Source organism: Paenibacillus sp. Pae15 (genome assembly GCF_024519685.1).
GTDB lineage: Bacteria > Bacillota > Bacilli > Paenibacillales > NBRC-103111 > Paenibacillus_G > Paenibacillus_G naphthalenovorans.
The window spans coordinates 102,126-117,938 of the sequence record NZ_JALJRM010000016.1 but is presented as its reverse complement, the minus strand read 5'-3'; the positions used below and the strand labels follow the sequence as shown (position 1 = coordinate 117,938).

Sequence of the window (15,813 nt, the reverse complement as noted above, 5' to 3'; positions counted from 1 at the left end):
AAGCAAGCCAGGGAAAATGCAGGCAGGGTCAAAAAACGAAAATGGCCCGGTCCAGTTTGTTATTGCCATTTTTCGATCCACAAGCAATACAGATTTTTTGAACAAGGGACTTGCATGTTTTCATAGGTGAGAGGACGGGGGTTAGCCGCCCTCTCTTACTCGGTTACTCTTTCGGATGTTCCGCATCGTATTCAGCCGAGTATTGTGCAAGAGACTTGATTTTACCGTGCGGCCGCTGAGTTTGCTTACGGATTTTCCATTGGTTTTCCTCACGTCGTTTGGAATGGCTCATCCCTTGTCAGCTCCTTTGCTTCACGTTAAATAAAGTGGTCTTGCTTTTTTAGCATGGCGGAGCTCAAGAGGTTTTATGCTTGACTAAATTTTCACGAGCCGGTACGCGCTGCCGCAAAGATGTTTGCTTTAAAACGCAGCTGCAGGTCAGATACAATCAAAAGAAGCTTAAGAACGGGTGGAGTAGATGAGGGCGTTTTTTTGGAACGGTTGTTTGTCGTATTTGTTGATCGGATTGGCCCATGTCATTATGGGATCTCTTCTTCCTGAAATGTTGGTTTACTATAACAAGGATTACAGCGATGGCGGTCTTCTGGTATCGTTTCAGTTCACGGGGTTTCTGATCGGTGTGCTCGCAGGCCCATGGTGCGCCCGACAGCTTGGGAAAAGGGGAGCTATCCTGATGTGTCTGTTCTGCCTGAGTGCAGCGCAGCTGGTCTTTTTTTCGCTGCCGGCCTGGGGGCTTGTGCTCGCCGTCGCACCCGTGGCCGGCTTCGGATTCGGAATGGTGGAGACCATTATCGGTGCTTTAGTGATTCAATATATGGAGGACAGTCAAAAAACGTCATCCATGGCAAGGCTGGAGGTATTTTTCGGCTTAGGCGCTCTATTGATGCCGCTTTTCTCTTCCGCCTTCATCGCCGCCGGCTGGTGGCGGGGCGCTTTCCTGAGCTTGAGCCTCCTTTCCGTGATCGTACTGGTTCTTTGGGCGAAGCTGCCTCTGGGCAGAATGCAGAGTTTGATGGGACGGCAGGACGGGGGACAGGCCGCAGAAGCCCGTACCCGGCTGAGAATGAGCGGCGGTTCCTGGACGCTGTTGATCCTGTTTTTACTTGTATTTGTGGTTTATGTAGGGACCGAGATGAGCGTGGCCAACTTCTTGCCGTCCATACTTGTTGAGAATGTCGGGGTTAAACCGGAGATCGGAGCACTCGGGGCAACCTGTTTCTGGGGCGCAATAACCGTCGGGAGATTATTTGCCGCTCAACTGGCGGAGAAGGTAGGCAAAACCCGTTATTTACTGCTCGGGTCTTTAGGAGGCGCCGTAATTTTGGCCGGATTTAACATGGCAAGCGGAGCAGCAGCCAGCTTTACGCTGATTCTGCTCCTTGGACTTGTGATGTCAGGCATGTTTGCCGTTGCGCTTGTTTATGCCAACGAGTTCTTCCGTGGAAGGGAGGAACGGATCACCAGCATGCTGATCGCGGCAGGCGGGGTTGGCGGCGCACTCGTTCCACTGCTGACGGGATGGCTTATGGAACGTCTGTCCATACAACAGGCCTTGTGGGCATTGGTTCTGTTCTATGCGCTGATGTTTGTTCTGGTGCTTCAAGCTTCGCGGTCGGTGGAAGGAAAAGACGGCTCATCGGCTTCGGCCCAAGACTCCGGGGGATAAGCAGGGCTGTTCCCCGATCAATCAAGCGAAGCGAACATTGGAGCGTATCTGATCATGCTTATTATGCAGTAAACAAAAAACGGCCAGCAGGGCCGTCTTCCGACATTCATTCATTTTTATTGCCATCTTGATTCAAATGCAAGTCTTCCAGCGTATACCGATGATTCCACAAAAATTCCATATCGTACTCCGTTGAATCGTTCGCAAGAAGTTGAAGTAAAACGACGATAAATCCAATGAGGATCGCTCCGAACAACGCCAACCACATCAGAAGCTGAATCGTATGGTACATACGGACACGCTCCCTTTCGGTTTTGTTGCTATTATCATATGAACCGTTCCTCCAAGAGTTGATCCCGATGATGCGGAATTTATGATGGCTAATCCTTGTCAGCGGCCGAATGGGCGGCTATAATGGAAATGAACATCATAAAAAGGCTAAAACGAATAGGAGCCCGGTAAACCATGGCTCCTATTCGTTTTATCAGATCTTATGGAGACGGAATGATGAAATGGACAAGAAAATGGAGATTGACCCTGATCCGTCTGCTCCGGGTAAAATCGGCCGACCGTCATGTCGCCTTTGGACTTGTTGTCGGTTTTGTTCCGTGCTGGCTGCCTACTTTCGGCATAGGAGCCTTTCTTTCAGCCGCCCTCGCGCGTTTGTTTAAGGCCAGTGTAACGGCCGCTCTGGCATCCGCCGCCGTCGGTTCCGTTCTTTGGCCGGCCCTGTTCTACCTCAATTATAAAATCGGCGGGCTCGTATCTTTGCTCTTCAGCAGACATACTCCTGCGGAAATCGAAATCGATGAAGTGGAGTATATGGAAGCTGCAGAGAACGTTCAAAGCCGGGCACAGATAGGCATTGATTTTACAGTGGGCGCCTTGATCAACAGCGTCGTATTCTCTGTTATAGGCTACTATGTTATTCTGGCCATTCTCAACAGATACCGTGTACCGCTGCTTAATAAACTGCGTTCTTAAGTAATTCTTAGATGCGGCAGCGGCCAGCGGTTATAATATTTCTTCCCTGCTTAATATCTGTTTGAAAATGCGGGTTAAATGACGGACATCCTCTTCGGGTAAATCCCCGAAATAAGCCTCGACCACTCTCTTCTTATGAGCTCTCAAGGCTTCGATGACTTCCCGGCCTTTATCCGTAATCTCCATCATGACAACCCTGCGGTCTTCCTCCGACCGGGTTCTTTTGGCAAAGCCTCCGGCAATCAGTTTGTCGGATAACGTTGTAACGGCACCGGAAGTAATCCACAGCGCCTCGGCGATTTGGGACACCTTGAGCGGCCCGTCGCTATTCAATTTTTCCAAAATAATCGCTTGGGAAGCCGATACACCCTGTTCTTCAAATCGGGACCAGCTTGTTCTTATCCTGCGAAATAATTGTCTGAATGTTTCTTCCAACTCATATAAGTCTTGACGGCTTGTCATGGAATCCCCCTTCATTCACCGGTCTATATAAACTATTGTACCACGAATAGCCTAAATTCCCGAAGCATATGTGCAAGAGAATGTAAATGATATGAGGAGGATTTATACATAATGAACCAACCGCATGTCGTCCAGCCTCAGCCGGTATTTCAGGTAGACCCGTTCGTCGTCCAAGCGCTTCGAGCTGTCCTCGGCAAAAAGCTGGTGGTTGAGACGATCAAGGGGAGTGTTTCCGGAGACTTGAGGGATGTAAAGCCGGATCATGTCGTGGTGCAGCAAGCTGACGGAAAGCCGGTTTATGTCCGAATTTTCCAAATCGTCTGGAGCATGCCGGTATGAATCTGTCCATTCAAACACAAACCGTTTGCGTGAAACATGCGAACGGTTTTTGTAATGCGATGATGATCATCGACATTGTCCCCAAACTAATGACAGTTTCAAGACAATCGGAGAAGGCTGGTTGTATGGCCAACGTTTTCATGGTAATCTTGTGGTTGAAGCGCTGCATGTTAGGTCAACTTTGGGGAGTGAATCGCCTTGACATATGACTCCATATATTGGCTCATCCTGGGGGCCGGGTGTATTTTGACAGGTCTGGTAGGAATCGGCTCCATGATCAAAACCGGGAAGCTTCTTTGGTCTTTTTTGGCGGGAACTGCGGTTAACATGATCATTACATTTCCTGCCTGCTGGTGGTGGGCGTTGGTGTTTGCAGGACCGGATCACCATTTTTCACGCATGTTCGGCTTGTTCGGATTATTGATTTCGTTTGTAAACAACGAAGTGCTGCTGTTTTTCGCCCAATTCGTCATGAAAAAGAAAACGGGCGGAGAGCCTGCGTCCACCAAAGGATGACTTTCCCGGCTGTTTTGTAACAAAACTGTAATCTGTCTTTTATTTGATATTAATGTTGCCGGTCTATAATAAATATCGACCCCCTTTTTAATATATATCCCTTGACGGCCTGTAATCCAAACGATTACGGGTTATTTTTTGCGCATAGGATAAAAAAGGCTCCGCGGCTCGGCGTACCGGACCGGGAGTCTTTTCGTTTGCGTATCCTTAGAAGGAAGCAGCCAGCTTGGAAGCTTGGTTCAGTCCTTCTTCCACGATGGATTGCGCGCGATCTGGGAATTGATTGTGTCCTTCGATAACCGTTACTTCAATATCTTTGATTCCGAAGAAGCCCATGATGGTTTTGACGTAATTAAGCGACATTTCCAATTGAGCCGCCGGACCTTCAGAGTAAACGCCGCCGCGAGCGTTAAGCAGGACTACCTTTTTGTCGCCGGCAAGTCCTACAGGGCCTTCAGCGGTATATTTGAACGTTTTACCTGCTTGGCAGAGGTAAGTCAGGTATGTGATCAGCTGTGCAGGGACAGTGAAGTTCCACAATGGAAAAGCAATAACCACTTTATCAGCAGCCAGGAATTGGTTCAGATAGCGGTTAACGATGTCGGTCGCTTGCTTTTCTTCGGCAGTCAGCTCTATACCGTTAGCAAGCTTGTACATACCGGTCATGGAAGTGGAGTCGTAATAAGGAAGATTTTCCGCGAACAGGTCCAGCTCCGTAATTTGATCCGCCGGATGGGATTTTTTATAGCTCTCCAAAAAAGTATTGTACAGCTTTACGCTGATCGCCTGATCGGCAGGGCGGTCGTTCGCTTTGATAAATAATACATTAGACATGATGCAGCCTCCTTTAGTATGAAGAAATTAAATGTTCAACAACTTACTTAACGTAAGTATAATAAACCATGTCACTTACTAAAGTCAAGTGAATTATTTATATATAGCTCTTTGCCTCAAACCGGCTCCTTACTCTGCATCTTTGGTCAAAAATGTTCTTTCATTGGCATCCCAGCGAAAATTGGCAATGAAGAATCCGACGATACTAAACACCACGAGACGAATTGTAAACCATGATCCGTTGAAAGACTGTTGGGAGAACCATTCGACAGCCGTAAAGAGAAAGGTCAGCAGCAGTCCCCAGGTCACTACTCCGTAATACATTACATATTTCGCTTTTCCCATTTGCCTTGTTTTCCGCCATTTGCCGGCTTGTGCTTTATTCATATTCCTTCGGTCCTCCTGATCGGCTTGCCTTATAAGCTCATCCATTCGCGACCCATTCACCGAATTCCTGCATGTTCAGAGAACGTTCACAGGTAAGCCGGGTAATTTTAAAATGTTTTGCCGTTTCTTTTATCATTATTCCATATCATGCTTATACTGCAAAATAAAGGGTTTTGGGATGGCGGATCGCGCCAGCGTTCGTGTATTGTTCACTTTACAGCAAAATATGGTACAATCGGCTAAAATGATATGAAGGCAGGAAGTGATGAAGAATGGGCAAATTATTGATTTTTTCCTTGTTGTGGTGGGTTCTGGGCAATCCTTTTGTGGCCATTATTGTGGTTATCATCCTTTTTTATTTGCTGGATCGCCGCTTTATTGGAATGACACCGAGCGTGCTCAAGCCTCTCAAGAGATCGCGGCGCTTGTCGAAGCTTAAAGAGGAGCTTCGCCTGAGTCCGCACCATACATCGACCAAGCTGGATATTGCCAGAATCTATATGGAACAAAAAAAATACGCTGCTGCGCTTGAACTGCTGGATCAGGTAGGCGAGGTCATGGAGGATTCTGCGGATGTGCTGAGCGAGAAGGGAATCTGCAAGCTGAAGCTCGGAGCGGTGGAAGAAGGAGAGCGTTTGATCCTGCAGGCGGTGCAACTGAATCCCAGGGTAAAATACGGCGATCCTTATCTTAAACTGGGCGAAGCCTTCGCGGATACGGATGCAAAGAAAGCGATTGGATATCTGGAACGGTTCCGTGAGGTGAATTCCTCCTCTTGCGAAGCGTACTATTTGCTAGGTCAATTATACCGCAAGTTGGGCAGAGAAGAAGAAGCCCGCCGGTCGTTCCGCGAGGCGGTAGAACTGTACCGGGGGCTTCCGAAATACAAACGGCGCCATGAACGCCGTTGGGCGCTGCTTGCCCGTTTGAAATCATAATGATGCCGTTGCTTTTGCGGAATCTCTCATTGGCGAGAAGGGCTTGAGATCCTCAAGAGGCTTGTCTCCTGCCGCGATCTGAGCAACAATTCTGCCGGTGACCGGAGCAAGCAGAATCCCGTTTCTATAATGACCTGTGGCGAAAATCAATCCGGGAAGCTCACTGGTTTCGCCGAGATACGGCAGCCCGTCACGTGTCCCGGGGCGCAGACCTGCCCAGGAGCTTATAAATTCGGCCTCTTCTATCCGCGGCAGCAGCGCGGCCGCTTTGCCGTGAAGCTCGGCTATGGCCTTTACGGTGACTTGCTTATCGAAACCGGCTTCCGCTTGCGTCGCTCCGATGATATAGCTGCCGTCCAGCTTCGGTACGATATAGCAGCCATGAGTAAATACGGTTGAACGGATGATCGGAGCTCCCGTTTTGACCGATATGCATTGTCCCTTTACGGGGAACATATCAAGCTTGATGCCCAGCGGCCCGGTCAATGCCGGACTCCAGGCTCCGGAAGCAAGCACGACGATGTCGGCATACAGGGGGCCCTCCGAGGTTTGAACGCCGCAGATACGTCCGGTGCCGGGCTCCGTCAGCAGCTTGAATACGGGCGTCCATTCGCGGATGCGGCAGCCTTGCCGTACAATGGCTGCGCCAAGTGATTTGGCGAGCCAGACCGGATGGACCTGGTGATCGGCGTGAAAATGTAATCCTCCCCGCACTTCAGCGGAAAGCTCTGGCTCCATCCGCCGCATGTCCTCCGGCTTCATCCAGTCGGCGTTCTGAATCCACGACAGACGGCTGCGAAGCTCAAGCTCGTCTTCTTCCGTCAGGGCGGCGCGAAGTATTCCCTTACCGATGTATTGTGCCGTTACGCCGCCGATCTGCTCAAGCTCATCGATCCAGGCTTTATATATCTCCTGGCTTTGGCGGCAAAGCTCGTAGAACGGACCGGGCTGATGTATTTCCACCTGGGCCCCGAGCATACCTGCGGCGGCAGTAGACGCTTCCTGATGAATAGCCCCTTTGTCGAGAAGGGTGCAGGCATAACCGGCCTTGGACAGTTCGAAGGCCGCTGCACAGCCGATGACGCCTCCTCCGATAATGATTGCGGTGGGGGCCGATGTCCTGCCGCCGGTTTGTTGTGCTGCCGTGCTCATGTAAATCCTCTCCTTGGTTTGTGCTTGGTCCGATCAAGCGCCTCACGGTAAGCGTATACTTGTCCGACAGGGTCAGAGTGCAGCAGGACGGAAGACAGTACAGCTACGCCTGCGGCACCGGTGGACAGAACGTCGTCCACGGTCTGCGGCTCGATGCCTCCGATGGCGATGACCGGCACGTTTGCGGCAATCACAGTTTGTCTCAGGACGGCAATGCCTTTAGGGGGGATTCCCGGCTTCGAGCCCGTAGGGTAGACATGGCCGAAGATGACGTAATCCGCGCCTTGGAGGGATGCTTCCGCCGCTTCATTGGCAGAATGCACAGAACAGCCGATAGTCATGCCTGTCGGGGCGATAGCCCGTGCCTCTGCAGGCGACAGACTGTTCCCAGTGAGCTGCACCCCGTCCGCCGAGGCTGCAAGCGCAGCGTCCATACGGTCGTTCAGCACTACCTTTGTTTGAGGGAGCAGGGGCTTCAGCATCGCGTGCCATTGCACAAGCTCGTGTGCGCTCCGGTGCTTCTCGCGTATATGCAGCACATCGATGAACGACACAGGGCACCGCTTCAGAATCGCGGCCACCTCTTCGAGCTCTTGCCGTCCCGTGGTGATGATGTGCAGCGCATGCAGTCTACTGATCATCAAAGATCGGACCCTTTCCTTAACTCTTTCGTTAACTTCATCATAACGCTTTCGCTTTGACGGCGTCAAAGCGTTTATTCCAGTTGTCATAAAATGATCACCAAACGAAACAACCCCGTCCCCCCGGGCTTCTTGACGGTAAACCGACGGAAGACTAAACTTAAACTAAGGTAAATTCTAGACACTGCGTATTATCTTATTGAATAAGGAGATTGTAGGAATGGTCATATCTAAAGCTCTGACCATCGCCGGTTCGGATAGCGGCGGCGGTGCGGGGATTCAAGCCGATCTCAAAACGTTTCAAATGCTGGACGTGTTCGGAATGTCCGCCATCACGGCCGTCACGGCACAGAATACATTGGGTGTGCATGGAATATACGATATCCCGCTCGAAGGCATCGAAAAGCAGATTCAGGCGGTCTTATCGGATCTCGGAGCCGATGCGGCCAAAACAGGCATGCTTTCGCAGCCGGAGGTCATTGAGCTTGTGGCGGACTGTATTCGTAAAGCCGGTCTGCGGCGGCTGGTGGTAGATCCTGTGATGGTTTCCAAAGGCGGTGCCCGCCTCCTTGCCGAGAACGCCCAGGACGCGCTGCGGCAAAAGCTGCTGCCGCTGGCAGCCGTCGTAACGCCGAATATTCCGGAAGCGGAGGTCATCACGGGGATGACCGTGTCGTCGCTGGAGGACATGAAGCAGGCGGCTGTACGTATAGTGAAGGAGTTGGGCGCTTCGGCAGCCATCGTGAAGGGCGGTCATCGCAGCGGCGATCCTACCGATGTGCTCTATGACGGAGAAAGCTTCCACCTGCTGACGGGGGAACGTTATGAGACGCGCCATACGCACGGGACAGGCTGCACCTTCTCCGCAGCGATATGTGCCGAGCTTGCAAAAGGGAAGCCGCTCCTGGAAGCCGCGCATACGGCCAAGCGCTTCATTACGCTGGCGATCCGCCATGAACTGGGGATTGGCGGAGGACACGGACCGACGAATCATTGGGCCTATTCGCGCGAAGGTGCGCCCTCCAGGGAGAACGAATGAAGATGAGCTACGAATATTTGATGCAGGCCGTCGTGCTTATCGTTCTGTTGTTTGTTTCATTCCCTGCAATCCTGATATGGTCTAAACGGAGAAATAAGAAACGGAGATAACCACATGTATTATGTCAACCAGGAACAAATCGATCTGCGCTTGTCATTTGTGCCTACGCTGCTGCAGGCTTGCACCGAATTAAGAGAAGCCTGGCCGGAAGATGTACAGGGGGAGGCTAAGGAAGAACCGCTTCTCCTTCATTTTGCCCAAGAGCGGACGCTTCATCTGGCTATCGAGACGGTAACGGATGTAGGCAGTCTGCTCATTGATGCGTTTATGATGCGCGATGCAAGCAGCTACGAGGACATTATCGACATTTTAGGCGATGAAGGCGTCTTTGACCAGGACACGGCTGCAACGCTAAAGGAGCTGGTTCTGCTGCGCCGACCGTTAACACAGGATTACACTGCGGTCAGGCACAAAGGATTGCATCCCATGATCGGCAGGCTCCCGGCAGCACTCGAAGCATTCGCCGAAGCGGTTCCGGCTTTCATTCGTAAGGAAATGCTGTAGGCGGTGCTGCAACGGGTAAAAGACGTGAATCCTGTTCTGTAAATCCGTTCTCGTTTTTCATATCCGGTTCTTATAACTTTGAGCACATTCATTTACTTATGGATTATTTTCGTTTACAATGTGTTGTATTCAGACGGCGACATAACCCGGCAGCGGCATGAACAAGCGGCGCTCGGCTAACAAGAAGGACGGTGAGACCGGATGAACCACGGGGCGGACGTATCCACGAGAAAAATGATTTTAACCATGCTTAAAACCAAGGGACCGCTGAGCGTCAGCGAGATGACCAGAGAGCTGGGCATTACGGAAATGGCCGTACGGCGTCATTTGAACACGCTGGAACGAGACAACCTCATCGCATCGGAGCTGGTTCGGCAAGCGATGGGAAGACCCATGAATCAGTATTCGCTGACAGAGCATGCAGAAGACTTGTTTCCGAAGAAGTACCAGCATCTCACGTTGGATTTGTTGGAAGAGCTGGAATCCGCTTTGGGGGAAGATAAGGTGAACCTGCTGTTCGAACGCCGGAAGCAGCGCCTGATCCGACGATATGAGAATCGGATGGAAGGTAAATCCCTGGTGGACCGGGTACTGGAGCTCTCGGACATTCAGAATGCGAATGGCTACATGGTGGAGCTGGAACGGAAAGAAGACGGGTCCTTTCTGCTGAACGAGCATAATTGCCCCATCTCGCAGGTGGCTAACCAATACAATCATGCGTGCAGTTGTGAGCTGGAGATGTTCAAAAGCTTGCTTGGCAAAGAAGCCAGAGTGGAGCGAATGGAATGTCTGGCCAAGGGAGGCAGCAAGTGCGCTTACGTTATACAACCTAAATAAACCATCTTCAGAAACCGTAAACCGTAATACGGCTGAAGATGGTTTTTTGCTATTTTCATAAAAAGCGGCGGATTAGAAAAAAATAATCCCTATACTGAGGCGGAGGGAAAAGCATGGAGAACGAACAAAAAAGCCGGCTGGAGCTGCAGTTCGGCAGACAACTGACGGAAGGTGAAGCGGCGGAAATATTAAATGAGCAAATCGTTCATCCGGATGACGAGGAATATGATGAAGAAATGGATGATGCTGCGCCATCTCTGGCAGCCACCCAAATCTTCAGGAGACATCTGTAATCCGTGTGAACGCTTGATCGTATGGCTGACAGGACCTCCTTTATCGGGAAGTCCTGTAATGTGTCTGGGTTATGTTTTTGTCCCGGAGGTCGGTGACGGATGGGTCTATACCGAAGCGCTTTGAAAGTACGCTATAGGTCGCGCCTGTAACCGTGCTGCTTTCCGATGGTAGGCCCAGCTGCGTCCGAAGCGCGGCGATGGCGGCACTAAGATCCTCTTCTTTGGGCACAATATAGGGGCTATCCCATCGCCCATCCAAAGGAATCGATTCGATATGATCGGGCTTCAGCTTCTGAAAGGACAGGATGAATTTGCGCAGCTGGTCAGGCGGAATATCGGTTTGCACATTTTTGCCGGCAATGTCGAGCAATCCTCCCCATTGGGTGATTCCGGTAAACGAGGTCATCTTATCAAGCAGCGTAGACAAGACCTTCTGCTGCCGTTCGTTTCGGGCAATGTCGGAGGATTCCTGCGTGCCCCGGTTGGACTTGCGGTAACGCAGGAAATCAAGCGTTTCCTTGCCGTTGAGTGTTTGCAGCCCTTTGGACAGATTGATGTTCGTACCGTCGAAGTTATCTACATAACGCATATCCATGTCGACATCAATTGTAATTCCGTTAAGCTCGTCAATCACCTGGCGGAACCCGTCAAAATCGATCACCGCTATATAATCGATCGGAACGTCAAACATGCCGCTGAAGAATTTTTTGGTATGGGCGAGGGCCGTTTCGCGGTCCTTATTATAATAGTAAGCGTAATAATAGTTGGCTTTTTGCGAGGACAGTCCGAATTCTCTTGGCTTTAGCTGCAAGTCGCGAGGGATGGAAACCATGGTGGCTGAACGCGTCTCAGGATTGAGCGAGACCAGCATCATCACGTCGCTATTCATGCTTCCTCCGCTGCCGCTTCGGTTATCCACACCGATCAGCAGAAAGCTCATCGGTTTCAGCTGCGCGCTGCTTTCAACAGCGGCTGACTGATGTGCGCCTGCGGCGGATACGGACATTTGCTCCAGAGCTTTATCAGCTTTATGTATTAAATAACCCGCATAACTGGCTGCCCCTATACCGAAAATTCCAAGGGTAAGCATGACGGTACGCAGTATTTTTCGGTTTTTTTTCTTTTTGCGCGGTGACAACATCCGTAGTTCCTCCCGATAAGGTAAAATATGCACTATCTATCATAATAACGTATATTGATGGGTAAAATGTTACAAAAATATTAAATTTTCGACGAAAAGCATGTGAAAATTTTTTTAGAGCAGGCAGCGGCAGCGAGAACGGTGAGAAGTTGACATATGCCATAATTTGGAGGATAATAGAATAAAATAGAATACGATTTACTTTTTACGTTACAAAGCAGATTGGCATATGTAAACATTTTGGAGCGGCGGACCAATTCTCTGTTTGCGTGTCCGACATACTGGAAAGGAGAATGAAATCATGTCTTACGATGTTGCTATTATCGGAGCAGGACCAGCCGGAGCCAGTGCAGCGCTTTTTACCGCCAAAGCCGGGAAGAAGACAGTGGTTATCGATAACGATCAGAGCATTACCAAACGCGCATGGGTTGAGAACCACTACGGGGTAACGGAAATCTCGGGCCCGGATCTCGTCGAGATCGGCAAGAAGCAAGCTGCCAAGTTTGGCGCAGAACTGGTGCAATCCAAGGCGGTAAATGTAAAAAAGACTGGTGATGTCTTCCAGGTGGAAACGGAAAACGGAACCTACGAGGCGAAGCATGTCATTCTTGCCACGGGTGTTTCCGTCGAACTCGCGGAAAAGATTGGCGTATCCACCAAGCCGGGTACGGAGCCCCGGATCAAAACGGTCTTTGAAGCGGACAGTGACGGCAAAACGGCTGTACCAGGTATTTGGGCGGCCGGGACGGCTGCAGGAGTAAGCGTGCATACGATCATTACAGCCGGGGACGGCGCCAAAGTGGCTATTAACGTAATCAGCGAACTGAACGGTGAACGCTACGTGGACCACGATGTCATAAAAGGTTAAGTGAAGATGAAGGCGGCCTAAAGGCCGCCTTTTTTGGTTTAACGCTTATGACTGCCGCAGCCGCTGTTGGCTTTTGTTCTCTTTGGATGAAGCGGGCTCAGCCTCTTAAACGAGCCGTTAACCGCGATGCCTTTTCCTGAATCCATCCATAATTTCCGGCGGCAATTTCCTTTAAATTGACAAGCGAGCCGCCGATGCCGACACCGTAACACCCTATTTTGATAAACTCGACTATATTGTCTTCGTTAACCCCGCCGACGGCCATCATAGGAATGTGATTCAAAGGTCCCATCAGCTCTTTAATGTAGCCCATGCCAAGGCTGGACCCCGGAAAAATTTTCACAGCCGTCGCCCCGGCTTTCCATGCTTTGACGATTTCCGTCGGCGTCATCGCTCCAGGGAAGATAGGAACGTCACGGCGGACCGCATAAGAGATGACTTCTTCCTCCATATTAGGCGTGACCAAATAGGATGCGCCCGCGTCCAGGGCTTGACGGGCATCGTCCAAATCCAATACGGTCCCGGCTCCGATATACATCCGGTCGCCGAACTGCTCTTGCAGCTTCCCGATCATCCTGAGCGCTCCGGGCGTATTCATTGTAATCTCCATGACGGGAATGCCCCCCGCCAACAGCGCCTCGGCGACGCCGACAATGTGCTGTTCTTCCACACCTCGTACGATAGCAATGATTTTGACCTCTTCAATTCGCTGCAAGCCTTGCTCTCTGTTCATATCGATGAGTCCACCGCTTTCTTATGTAATCAGGAGAATCAGAAAACGCATCCACTTCTCTCCATTATACCTTCTTTTTTCTTCTTGCCAACCAGGTTGACGTCATGAACTGCTTATGATTGTTTTGCGTTCGGACAGGTCTGCTGCCATACTTTTTTTTCAATTGTTGTGTCAAAATGGCCCCCGGCGTCTTATACTGTAGTATCTCATAGGCATTCGTCCAGAAGCTTAATGGATCGGAGGTGACGGCCATGTGGTGGCAATGGGGACTCTTGCTCTGCATGCTCGCATTCCTTCTATTTTTATTTTTCGCTGTCAGGTTGATACAAACGGCAACAGAGGTGCTGAAGCGCAGCGAAATGAAGCTCGAATTTATGCAGGAGCAGGTGCGCAGAACGACGGAGGAATCGGAGCGGCTGGTTAAGGTTTCCACCGAAGTGATGGAAGATGTGCAGAAAAAGCTGGGTACGGTCGACTTCTGGTTTGCTGCTGCGAATGAAACGGGTGAAGCGGTGGACCGGATGTCCCGTTCCGTCAAGGCTGTATCATTGGCAGTGGAAGATACGGTATCGGAAGCCCGCAGGGCTGTCCTTAACAACCGCGACACCGCTAAGGATTTGGTAGAGCTCATGACAGCCGGTCTTCATCTCTGGTATCGACTGAAAGCTTCGAAATCAAATCAATCCAAGGAGTGAAGAGAAGATGACAGCAAACAAAAAAAACAAGGATTTGATCATTGGAGCGGTGATCGGCAGTGTGCTGGGCGCCGTAACCTCGCTGCTGCTGGCACCCAAGTCCGGTCGTGAACTAAGAAACGATATTGCAGAGGGGTATCAGCAGGTCAGTGAGAAGACACAGCGGCTGGCGGGGGATGTCGCCGAGAAATCGAAGCAAATCTTTTCCGCCGTATCGGAAACGTCCCAAACGACAGTAGAGACGATCGGAAAGCATACTTCCGAATGGGCAAGCAAAGCCAAGGAAGTGGCGATTCATGTAGGGGAAGAAGTGAAATCCTGGAAAAAAGATAAAGCCGCTCAACGGCAGGACGACATAGCTGCTGCAGAAGCTTCCGTCGCCGCTACAACAGCGGAACGCGAGGAAGCATAACATAGGCAACGGGACTTGGCTTTTACTCCAAGTCCCGTTCCGTTATATAGTTGAAGATGGATTTACCACTTGGACGGGTCGATTTTACTCGGATCCAGTCCCTCCCAAATATTGCGAATGTTCGCTTTCTTCGGATCCTTGAAAACAAGCCAGGATGTCGGCAAATATCGTTCGCCATATTCACTGGAGGGCTTGTTTACAATGACGGCCTTGGTTGTTTTATTGGTGGAAGCGGACACTGCGGCATCCTGATTTCCCTGATTCCCCAGCACCAGTACTGAGGATGAGCCGCCGTCCAAATTAGCCGCAGTGACTGCACCGCGCTCTAGAAAAATATTCTGGATGTCGTAAAGCGTGGCGCCGATGCTGTGTCCGGGTTGACGCCCGTCAATAACGGCGAACATTACCGTTCCGTCGGCCTTTTGGGCCATCGCGGTCCTGGGAGCGATGCCCCAGCCGTCGGCTTTGCTCTTAATCAGCCCGACACCGTTTGCGATAAACCTGGGAGCGAACGTGACCGCTTCCTGTACGCCCATTTTCAGAAGCTCGGACGGAGAATATTTACCTGCTACCATACGCCCCTCTTTGTCGATACCGACGATATGGGTTGGCGTATTCATGCCGCCGTCATTATAAAAGATTTGGCCTCCGGACATGACAAGCCCTGTAGGCTGGAAGCCGTTTCCTTTCCATTCCGGGTCTACAAAGCCCCCCGCATTCACGCCGGCGAGCGCATCCAGACGCTGCACCATATCGGAAACCTTCTCGCCCTTTCCGGCTTTTCCGGGCACAGCGATACGCAGCATCGTCGGATCATGGACAATCAGAAGCTTACCTTTAAAATTCGTACCTTGAATATCTTCAATCTCAATAGGCGGCTTGGACTGCTTCTCTATCGTGGAAGTGCTTGTGCCGTCCACATGGACGAGCCCTTGATCCTGGACTTCCGAATAGGTGTCGAATTGCGACCAGTATCGATGAACCCGCTTTTCCAGCTCATCATTGCCGATAATATATTTGGCCCAGTGGCGGTGCTGGGTTGTAATCAGCGTATCGGCCATCAAATATCGAAGGTTGGTGCCTGATTCGGTTAGAAAAAACCATAGTAAGAAAAATAAGCCGAAGATAAACAATACAAACAGAGTATAGAAAAATAATGTTACCGAAACGGATAATCTGCGGTTTTTAACGTTTTTTTTTCTCTTGGGAACCGCGCTGTAAGAAGGCCGCGATGACGAACGGGAGCTGCGGGATAGAGGAGCAGGCATGGTTCAAATCCTTTCCGAATGAG

The 15,813-nt window shown here is 50.7% G+C and carries 22 protein-coding genes; 12 read left to right on the top strand and 10 right to left on the bottom strand.

The features are described from left to right. Positions 1 to 163: 163 nt before the first annotated feature. Positions 164 to 292 carry a DUF6254 family protein gene (locus NR121_RS15000; RefSeq protein WP_235594236.1) on the bottom strand — a complete coding sequence of 43 codons (129 nt, stop codon included), beginning with the start codon at positions 290 to 292 and terminating at the stop codon, positions 164 to 166. Positions 293 to 478: 186 nt separating this feature from the next. Between NR121_RS15000 and NR121_RS14995 the strand changes: the two genes are divergently transcribed. Beyond that, positions 479 to 1,687, top strand: a complete 1,209-nt coding sequence (locus tag NR121_RS14995) for an MFS transporter (RefSeq protein ID WP_062407053.1) — start codon at positions 479 to 481, stop codon at positions 1,685 to 1,687. A gap of 106 nt (positions 1,688 to 1,793) precedes the next feature. Here NR121_RS14995 and NR121_RS14990 read toward each other — a convergent pair whose 3' ends face one another. Beyond that, positions 1,794 to 1,979 (bottom strand): hypothetical protein, encoded by a 186-nt coding sequence (locus tag NR121_RS14990; protein WP_054819054.1) that lies wholly within the window; start codon positions 1,977 to 1,979, stop codon positions 1,794 to 1,796. Positions 1,980 to 2,152: 173 nt separating this feature from the next. On the opposite strand from NR121_RS14990, the gene NR121_RS14985 reads away from it, so the two are divergent. Further along, positions 2,153 to 2,671 (top strand): DUF2062 domain-containing protein, encoded by a 519-nt coding sequence (locus tag NR121_RS14985; RefSeq protein WP_054819055.1) that lies wholly within the window; start codon positions 2,153 to 2,155, stop codon positions 2,669 to 2,671. 30 nt (positions 2,672 to 2,701) lie between these two features. On the opposite strand, the gene NR121_RS14980 is transcribed toward NR121_RS14985, so the two are convergent. After that, positions 2,702 to 3,133, bottom strand: coding sequence for a MarR family winged helix-turn-helix transcriptional regulator (locus NR121_RS14980; RefSeq protein WP_062407057.1), 432 nt, complete (start codon positions 3,131 to 3,133; stop codon positions 2,702 to 2,704). Between the two features lie 111 nt (positions 3,134 to 3,244). Between NR121_RS14980 and NR121_RS14975 the strand changes: the two genes are divergently transcribed. Both NR121_RS14975 and NR121_RS14970 read left to right on the top strand, forming a co-directional pair. Next, complete coding sequence (locus NR121_RS14975; RefSeq protein ID WP_054819056.1) at positions 3,245 to 3,472, top strand: DUF2642 domain-containing protein; 228 nt, start codon at positions 3,245 to 3,247, stop codon at positions 3,470 to 3,472. A 198-nt stretch (positions 3,473 to 3,670) separates the two neighbouring features. Next, entirely contained in the window at positions 3,671 to 3,988 is a 318-nt protein-coding gene (locus NR121_RS14970; RefSeq protein WP_062407059.1) for a hypothetical protein, read from the top strand. A gap of 207 nt (positions 3,989 to 4,195) precedes the next feature. On the opposite strand, the gene NR121_RS14965 is transcribed toward NR121_RS14970, so the two are convergent. Both NR121_RS14965 and NR121_RS14960 read right to left on the bottom strand, forming a co-directional pair. Continuing rightward, on the bottom strand, positions 4,196 to 4,822 hold the full coding sequence (locus NR121_RS14965; RefSeq protein WP_062407061.1) for an FMN-dependent NADH-azoreductase: 627 nt from the start codon (positions 4,820 to 4,822) through the stop codon (positions 4,196 to 4,198). A gap of 129 nt (positions 4,823 to 4,951) precedes the next feature. Further along, entirely contained in the window at positions 4,952 to 5,209 is a 258-nt protein-coding gene (locus NR121_RS14960; protein WP_054819058.1) for a hypothetical protein, read from the bottom strand. A gap of 272 nt (positions 5,210 to 5,481) precedes the next feature. On the opposite strand from NR121_RS14960, the gene NR121_RS14955 reads away from it, so the two are divergent. Continuing rightward, on the top strand, positions 5,482 to 6,147 hold the full coding sequence (locus NR121_RS14955) for a tetratricopeptide repeat protein (protein ID WP_054819059.1): 666 nt from the start codon (positions 5,482 to 5,484) through the stop codon (positions 6,145 to 6,147). On the opposite strand, the gene thiO is transcribed toward NR121_RS14955, so the two are convergent. Then, positions 6,142 to 7,299, bottom strand: coding sequence for a glycine oxidase ThiO (gene thiO / locus NR121_RS14950; RefSeq protein WP_054819060.1), 1,158 nt, complete (start codon positions 7,297 to 7,299; stop codon positions 6,142 to 6,144). The genes NR121_RS14955 and thiO overlap by 6 nt on opposite strands. Continuing rightward, the gene (locus NR121_RS14945; RefSeq protein WP_062410830.1) at positions 7,296 to 7,940 is read right to left on the bottom strand and encodes a thiamine phosphate synthase; all 645 of its coding nucleotides are present in this window, start codon (positions 7,938 to 7,940) and stop codon (positions 7,296 to 7,298) included. The genes thiO and NR121_RS14945 overlap by 4 nt, the downstream gene beginning before the upstream one ends. 220 nt (positions 7,941 to 8,160) lie before the next feature. Between NR121_RS14945 and thiD the strand changes: the two genes are divergently transcribed. The 4 genes from thiD to NR121_RS14925 all read left to right on the top strand — a co-directional run bounded on the left by thiD (position 8,161) and on the right by NR121_RS14925 (position 10,673). Further along, complete coding sequence (thiD, locus tag NR121_RS14940; RefSeq protein WP_054819061.1) at positions 8,161 to 8,979, top strand: bifunctional hydroxymethylpyrimidine kinase/phosphomethylpyrimidine kinase; 819 nt, start codon at positions 8,161 to 8,163, stop codon at positions 8,977 to 8,979. Positions 8,980 to 9,093: 114 nt separating this feature from the next. Then, complete coding sequence (locus tag NR121_RS14935; protein WP_054819062.1) at positions 9,094 to 9,543, top strand: DUF86 domain-containing protein; 450 nt, start codon at positions 9,094 to 9,096, stop codon at positions 9,541 to 9,543. Positions 9,544 to 9,744: 201 nt separating this feature from the next. Beyond that, positions 9,745 to 10,380 (top strand): helix-turn-helix transcriptional regulator, encoded by a 636-nt coding sequence (locus NR121_RS14930; protein WP_054819063.1) that lies wholly within the window; start codon positions 9,745 to 9,747, stop codon positions 10,378 to 10,380. A 113-nt stretch (positions 10,381 to 10,493) separates the two neighbouring features. After that, positions 10,494 to 10,673: a hypothetical protein gene (locus NR121_RS14925; protein WP_054819064.1), complete on the top strand. Its 180-nt coding sequence runs from the start codon at positions 10,494 to 10,496 to the stop codon at positions 10,671 to 10,673. Between the two features lie 40 nt (positions 10,674 to 10,713). Here NR121_RS14925 and NR121_RS14920 read toward each other — a convergent pair whose 3' ends face one another. Further along, positions 10,714 to 11,814, bottom strand: coding sequence for an LCP family protein (locus NR121_RS14920; protein ID WP_082660642.1), 1,101 nt, complete (start codon positions 11,812 to 11,814; stop codon positions 10,714 to 10,716). A 301-nt stretch (positions 11,815 to 12,115) separates the two neighbouring features. Between NR121_RS14920 and NR121_RS14915 the strand changes: the two genes are divergently transcribed. Beyond that, positions 12,116 to 12,682, top strand: coding sequence for an FAD-dependent oxidoreductase (locus NR121_RS14915; protein WP_062407067.1), 567 nt, complete (start codon positions 12,116 to 12,118; stop codon positions 12,680 to 12,682). Between the two features lie 97 nt (positions 12,683 to 12,779). On the opposite strand, the gene NR121_RS14910 is transcribed toward NR121_RS14915, so the two are convergent. After that, complete coding sequence (locus NR121_RS14910) at positions 12,780 to 13,415, bottom strand: bifunctional 4-hydroxy-2-oxoglutarate aldolase/2-dehydro-3-deoxy-phosphogluconate aldolase (protein ID WP_256831404.1); 636 nt, start codon at positions 13,413 to 13,415, stop codon at positions 12,780 to 12,782. 251 nt (positions 13,416 to 13,666) lie between these two features. Here NR121_RS14910 and NR121_RS14905 point away from each other — a divergent pair, with 251 nt between their 5' ends. Both NR121_RS14905 and NR121_RS14900 read left to right on the top strand, forming a co-directional pair. After that, entirely contained in the window at positions 13,667 to 14,110 is a 444-nt protein-coding gene (locus NR121_RS14905) for a DUF948 domain-containing protein (RefSeq protein WP_054819068.1), read from the top strand. Positions 14,111 to 14,117: 7 nt separating this feature from the next. Next, positions 14,118 to 14,522 (top strand): YtxH domain-containing protein, encoded by a 405-nt coding sequence (locus tag NR121_RS14900; RefSeq protein WP_054819069.1) that lies wholly within the window; start codon positions 14,118 to 14,120, stop codon positions 14,520 to 14,522. A gap of 62 nt (positions 14,523 to 14,584) precedes the next feature. Here NR121_RS14900 and NR121_RS14895 read toward each other — a convergent pair whose 3' ends face one another. Beyond that, on the bottom strand, positions 14,585 to 15,790 hold the full coding sequence (locus NR121_RS14895) for a phosphodiester glycosidase family protein (protein WP_062407075.1): 1,206 nt from the start codon (positions 15,788 to 15,790) through the stop codon (positions 14,585 to 14,587). Between the last annotated feature and the right edge of the window lie 23 nt (positions 15,791 to 15,813).

Bases quoted from the DNA above. Each gene is read 5' to 3' on its own strand.
- NR121_RS15000 (WP_235594236.1), bottom strand. From the start codon at position 292: ATGAGCCATTCCAAACGACGTGAGGAAAACCAATGGAAAATCCGTAAG.
- NR121_RS14995 (WP_062407053.1), top strand. From the start codon at position 479: ATGAGGGCGTTTTTTTGGAACGGTTGTTTGTCGTATTTGTTGATCGGA.
- NR121_RS14990 (WP_054819054.1), bottom strand. From the start codon at position 1,979: ATGTACCATACGATTCAGCTTCTGATGTGGTTGGCGTTGTTCGGAGCG.
- NR121_RS14985 (WP_054819055.1), top strand. From the start codon at position 2,153: ATGGCTCCTATTCGTTTTATCAGATCTTATGGAGACGGAATGATGAAA.
- NR121_RS14980 (WP_062407057.1), bottom strand. From the start codon at position 3,133: ATGACAAGCCGTCAAGACTTATATGAGTTGGAAGAAACATTCAGACAA.
- NR121_RS14975 (WP_054819056.1), top strand. From the start codon at position 3,245: ATGAACCAACCGCATGTCGTCCAGCCTCAGCCGGTATTTCAGGTAGAC.
- NR121_RS14965 (WP_062407061.1), bottom strand. From the start codon at position 4,822: ATGTCTAATGTATTATTTATCAAAGCGAACGACCGCCCTGCCGATCAG.
- NR121_RS14960 (WP_054819058.1), bottom strand. From the start codon at position 5,209: ATGAATAAAGCACAAGCCGGCAAATGGCGGAAAACAAGGCAAATGGGA.
- NR121_RS14955 (WP_054819059.1), top strand. From the start codon at position 5,482: ATGGGCAAATTATTGATTTTTTCCTTGTTGTGGTGGGTTCTGGGCAAT.
- thiO (WP_054819060.1), bottom strand. From the start codon at position 7,299: ATGAGCACGGCAGCACAACAAACCGGCGGCAGGACATCGGCCCCCACC.
- NR121_RS14945 (WP_062410830.1), bottom strand. From the start codon at position 7,940: ATGATCAGTAGACTGCATGCGCTGCACATCATCACCACGGGACGGCAA.
- thiD (WP_054819061.1), top strand. From the start codon at position 8,161: ATGGTCATATCTAAAGCTCTGACCATCGCCGGTTCGGATAGCGGCGGC.
- NR121_RS14935 (WP_054819062.1), top strand. From the start codon at position 9,094: ATGTATTATGTCAACCAGGAACAAATCGATCTGCGCTTGTCATTTGTG.
- NR121_RS14930 (WP_054819063.1), top strand. From the start codon at position 9,745: ATGAACCACGGGGCGGACGTATCCACGAGAAAAATGATTTTAACCATG.
- NR121_RS14925 (WP_054819064.1), top strand. From the start codon at position 10,494: ATGGAGAACGAACAAAAAAGCCGGCTGGAGCTGCAGTTCGGCAGACAA.
- NR121_RS14920 (WP_082660642.1), bottom strand. From the start codon at position 11,814: ATGTTGTCACCGCGCAAAAAGAAAAAAAACCGAAAAATACTGCGTACC.
- NR121_RS14915 (WP_062407067.1), top strand. From the start codon at position 12,116: ATGTCTTACGATGTTGCTATTATCGGAGCAGGACCAGCCGGAGCCAGT.
- NR121_RS14910 (WP_256831404.1), bottom strand. From the start codon at position 13,415: ATGAACAGAGAGCAAGGCTTGCAGCGAATTGAAGAGGTCAAAATCATT.
- NR121_RS14905 (WP_054819068.1), top strand. From the start codon at position 13,667: ATGTGGTGGCAATGGGGACTCTTGCTCTGCATGCTCGCATTCCTTCTA.
- NR121_RS14900 (WP_054819069.1), top strand. From the start codon at position 14,118: ATGACAGCAAACAAAAAAAACAAGGATTTGATCATTGGAGCGGTGATC.
- NR121_RS14895 (WP_062407075.1), bottom strand. From the start codon at position 15,790: ATGCCTGCTCCTCTATCCCGCAGCTCCCGTTCGTCATCGCGGCCTTCT.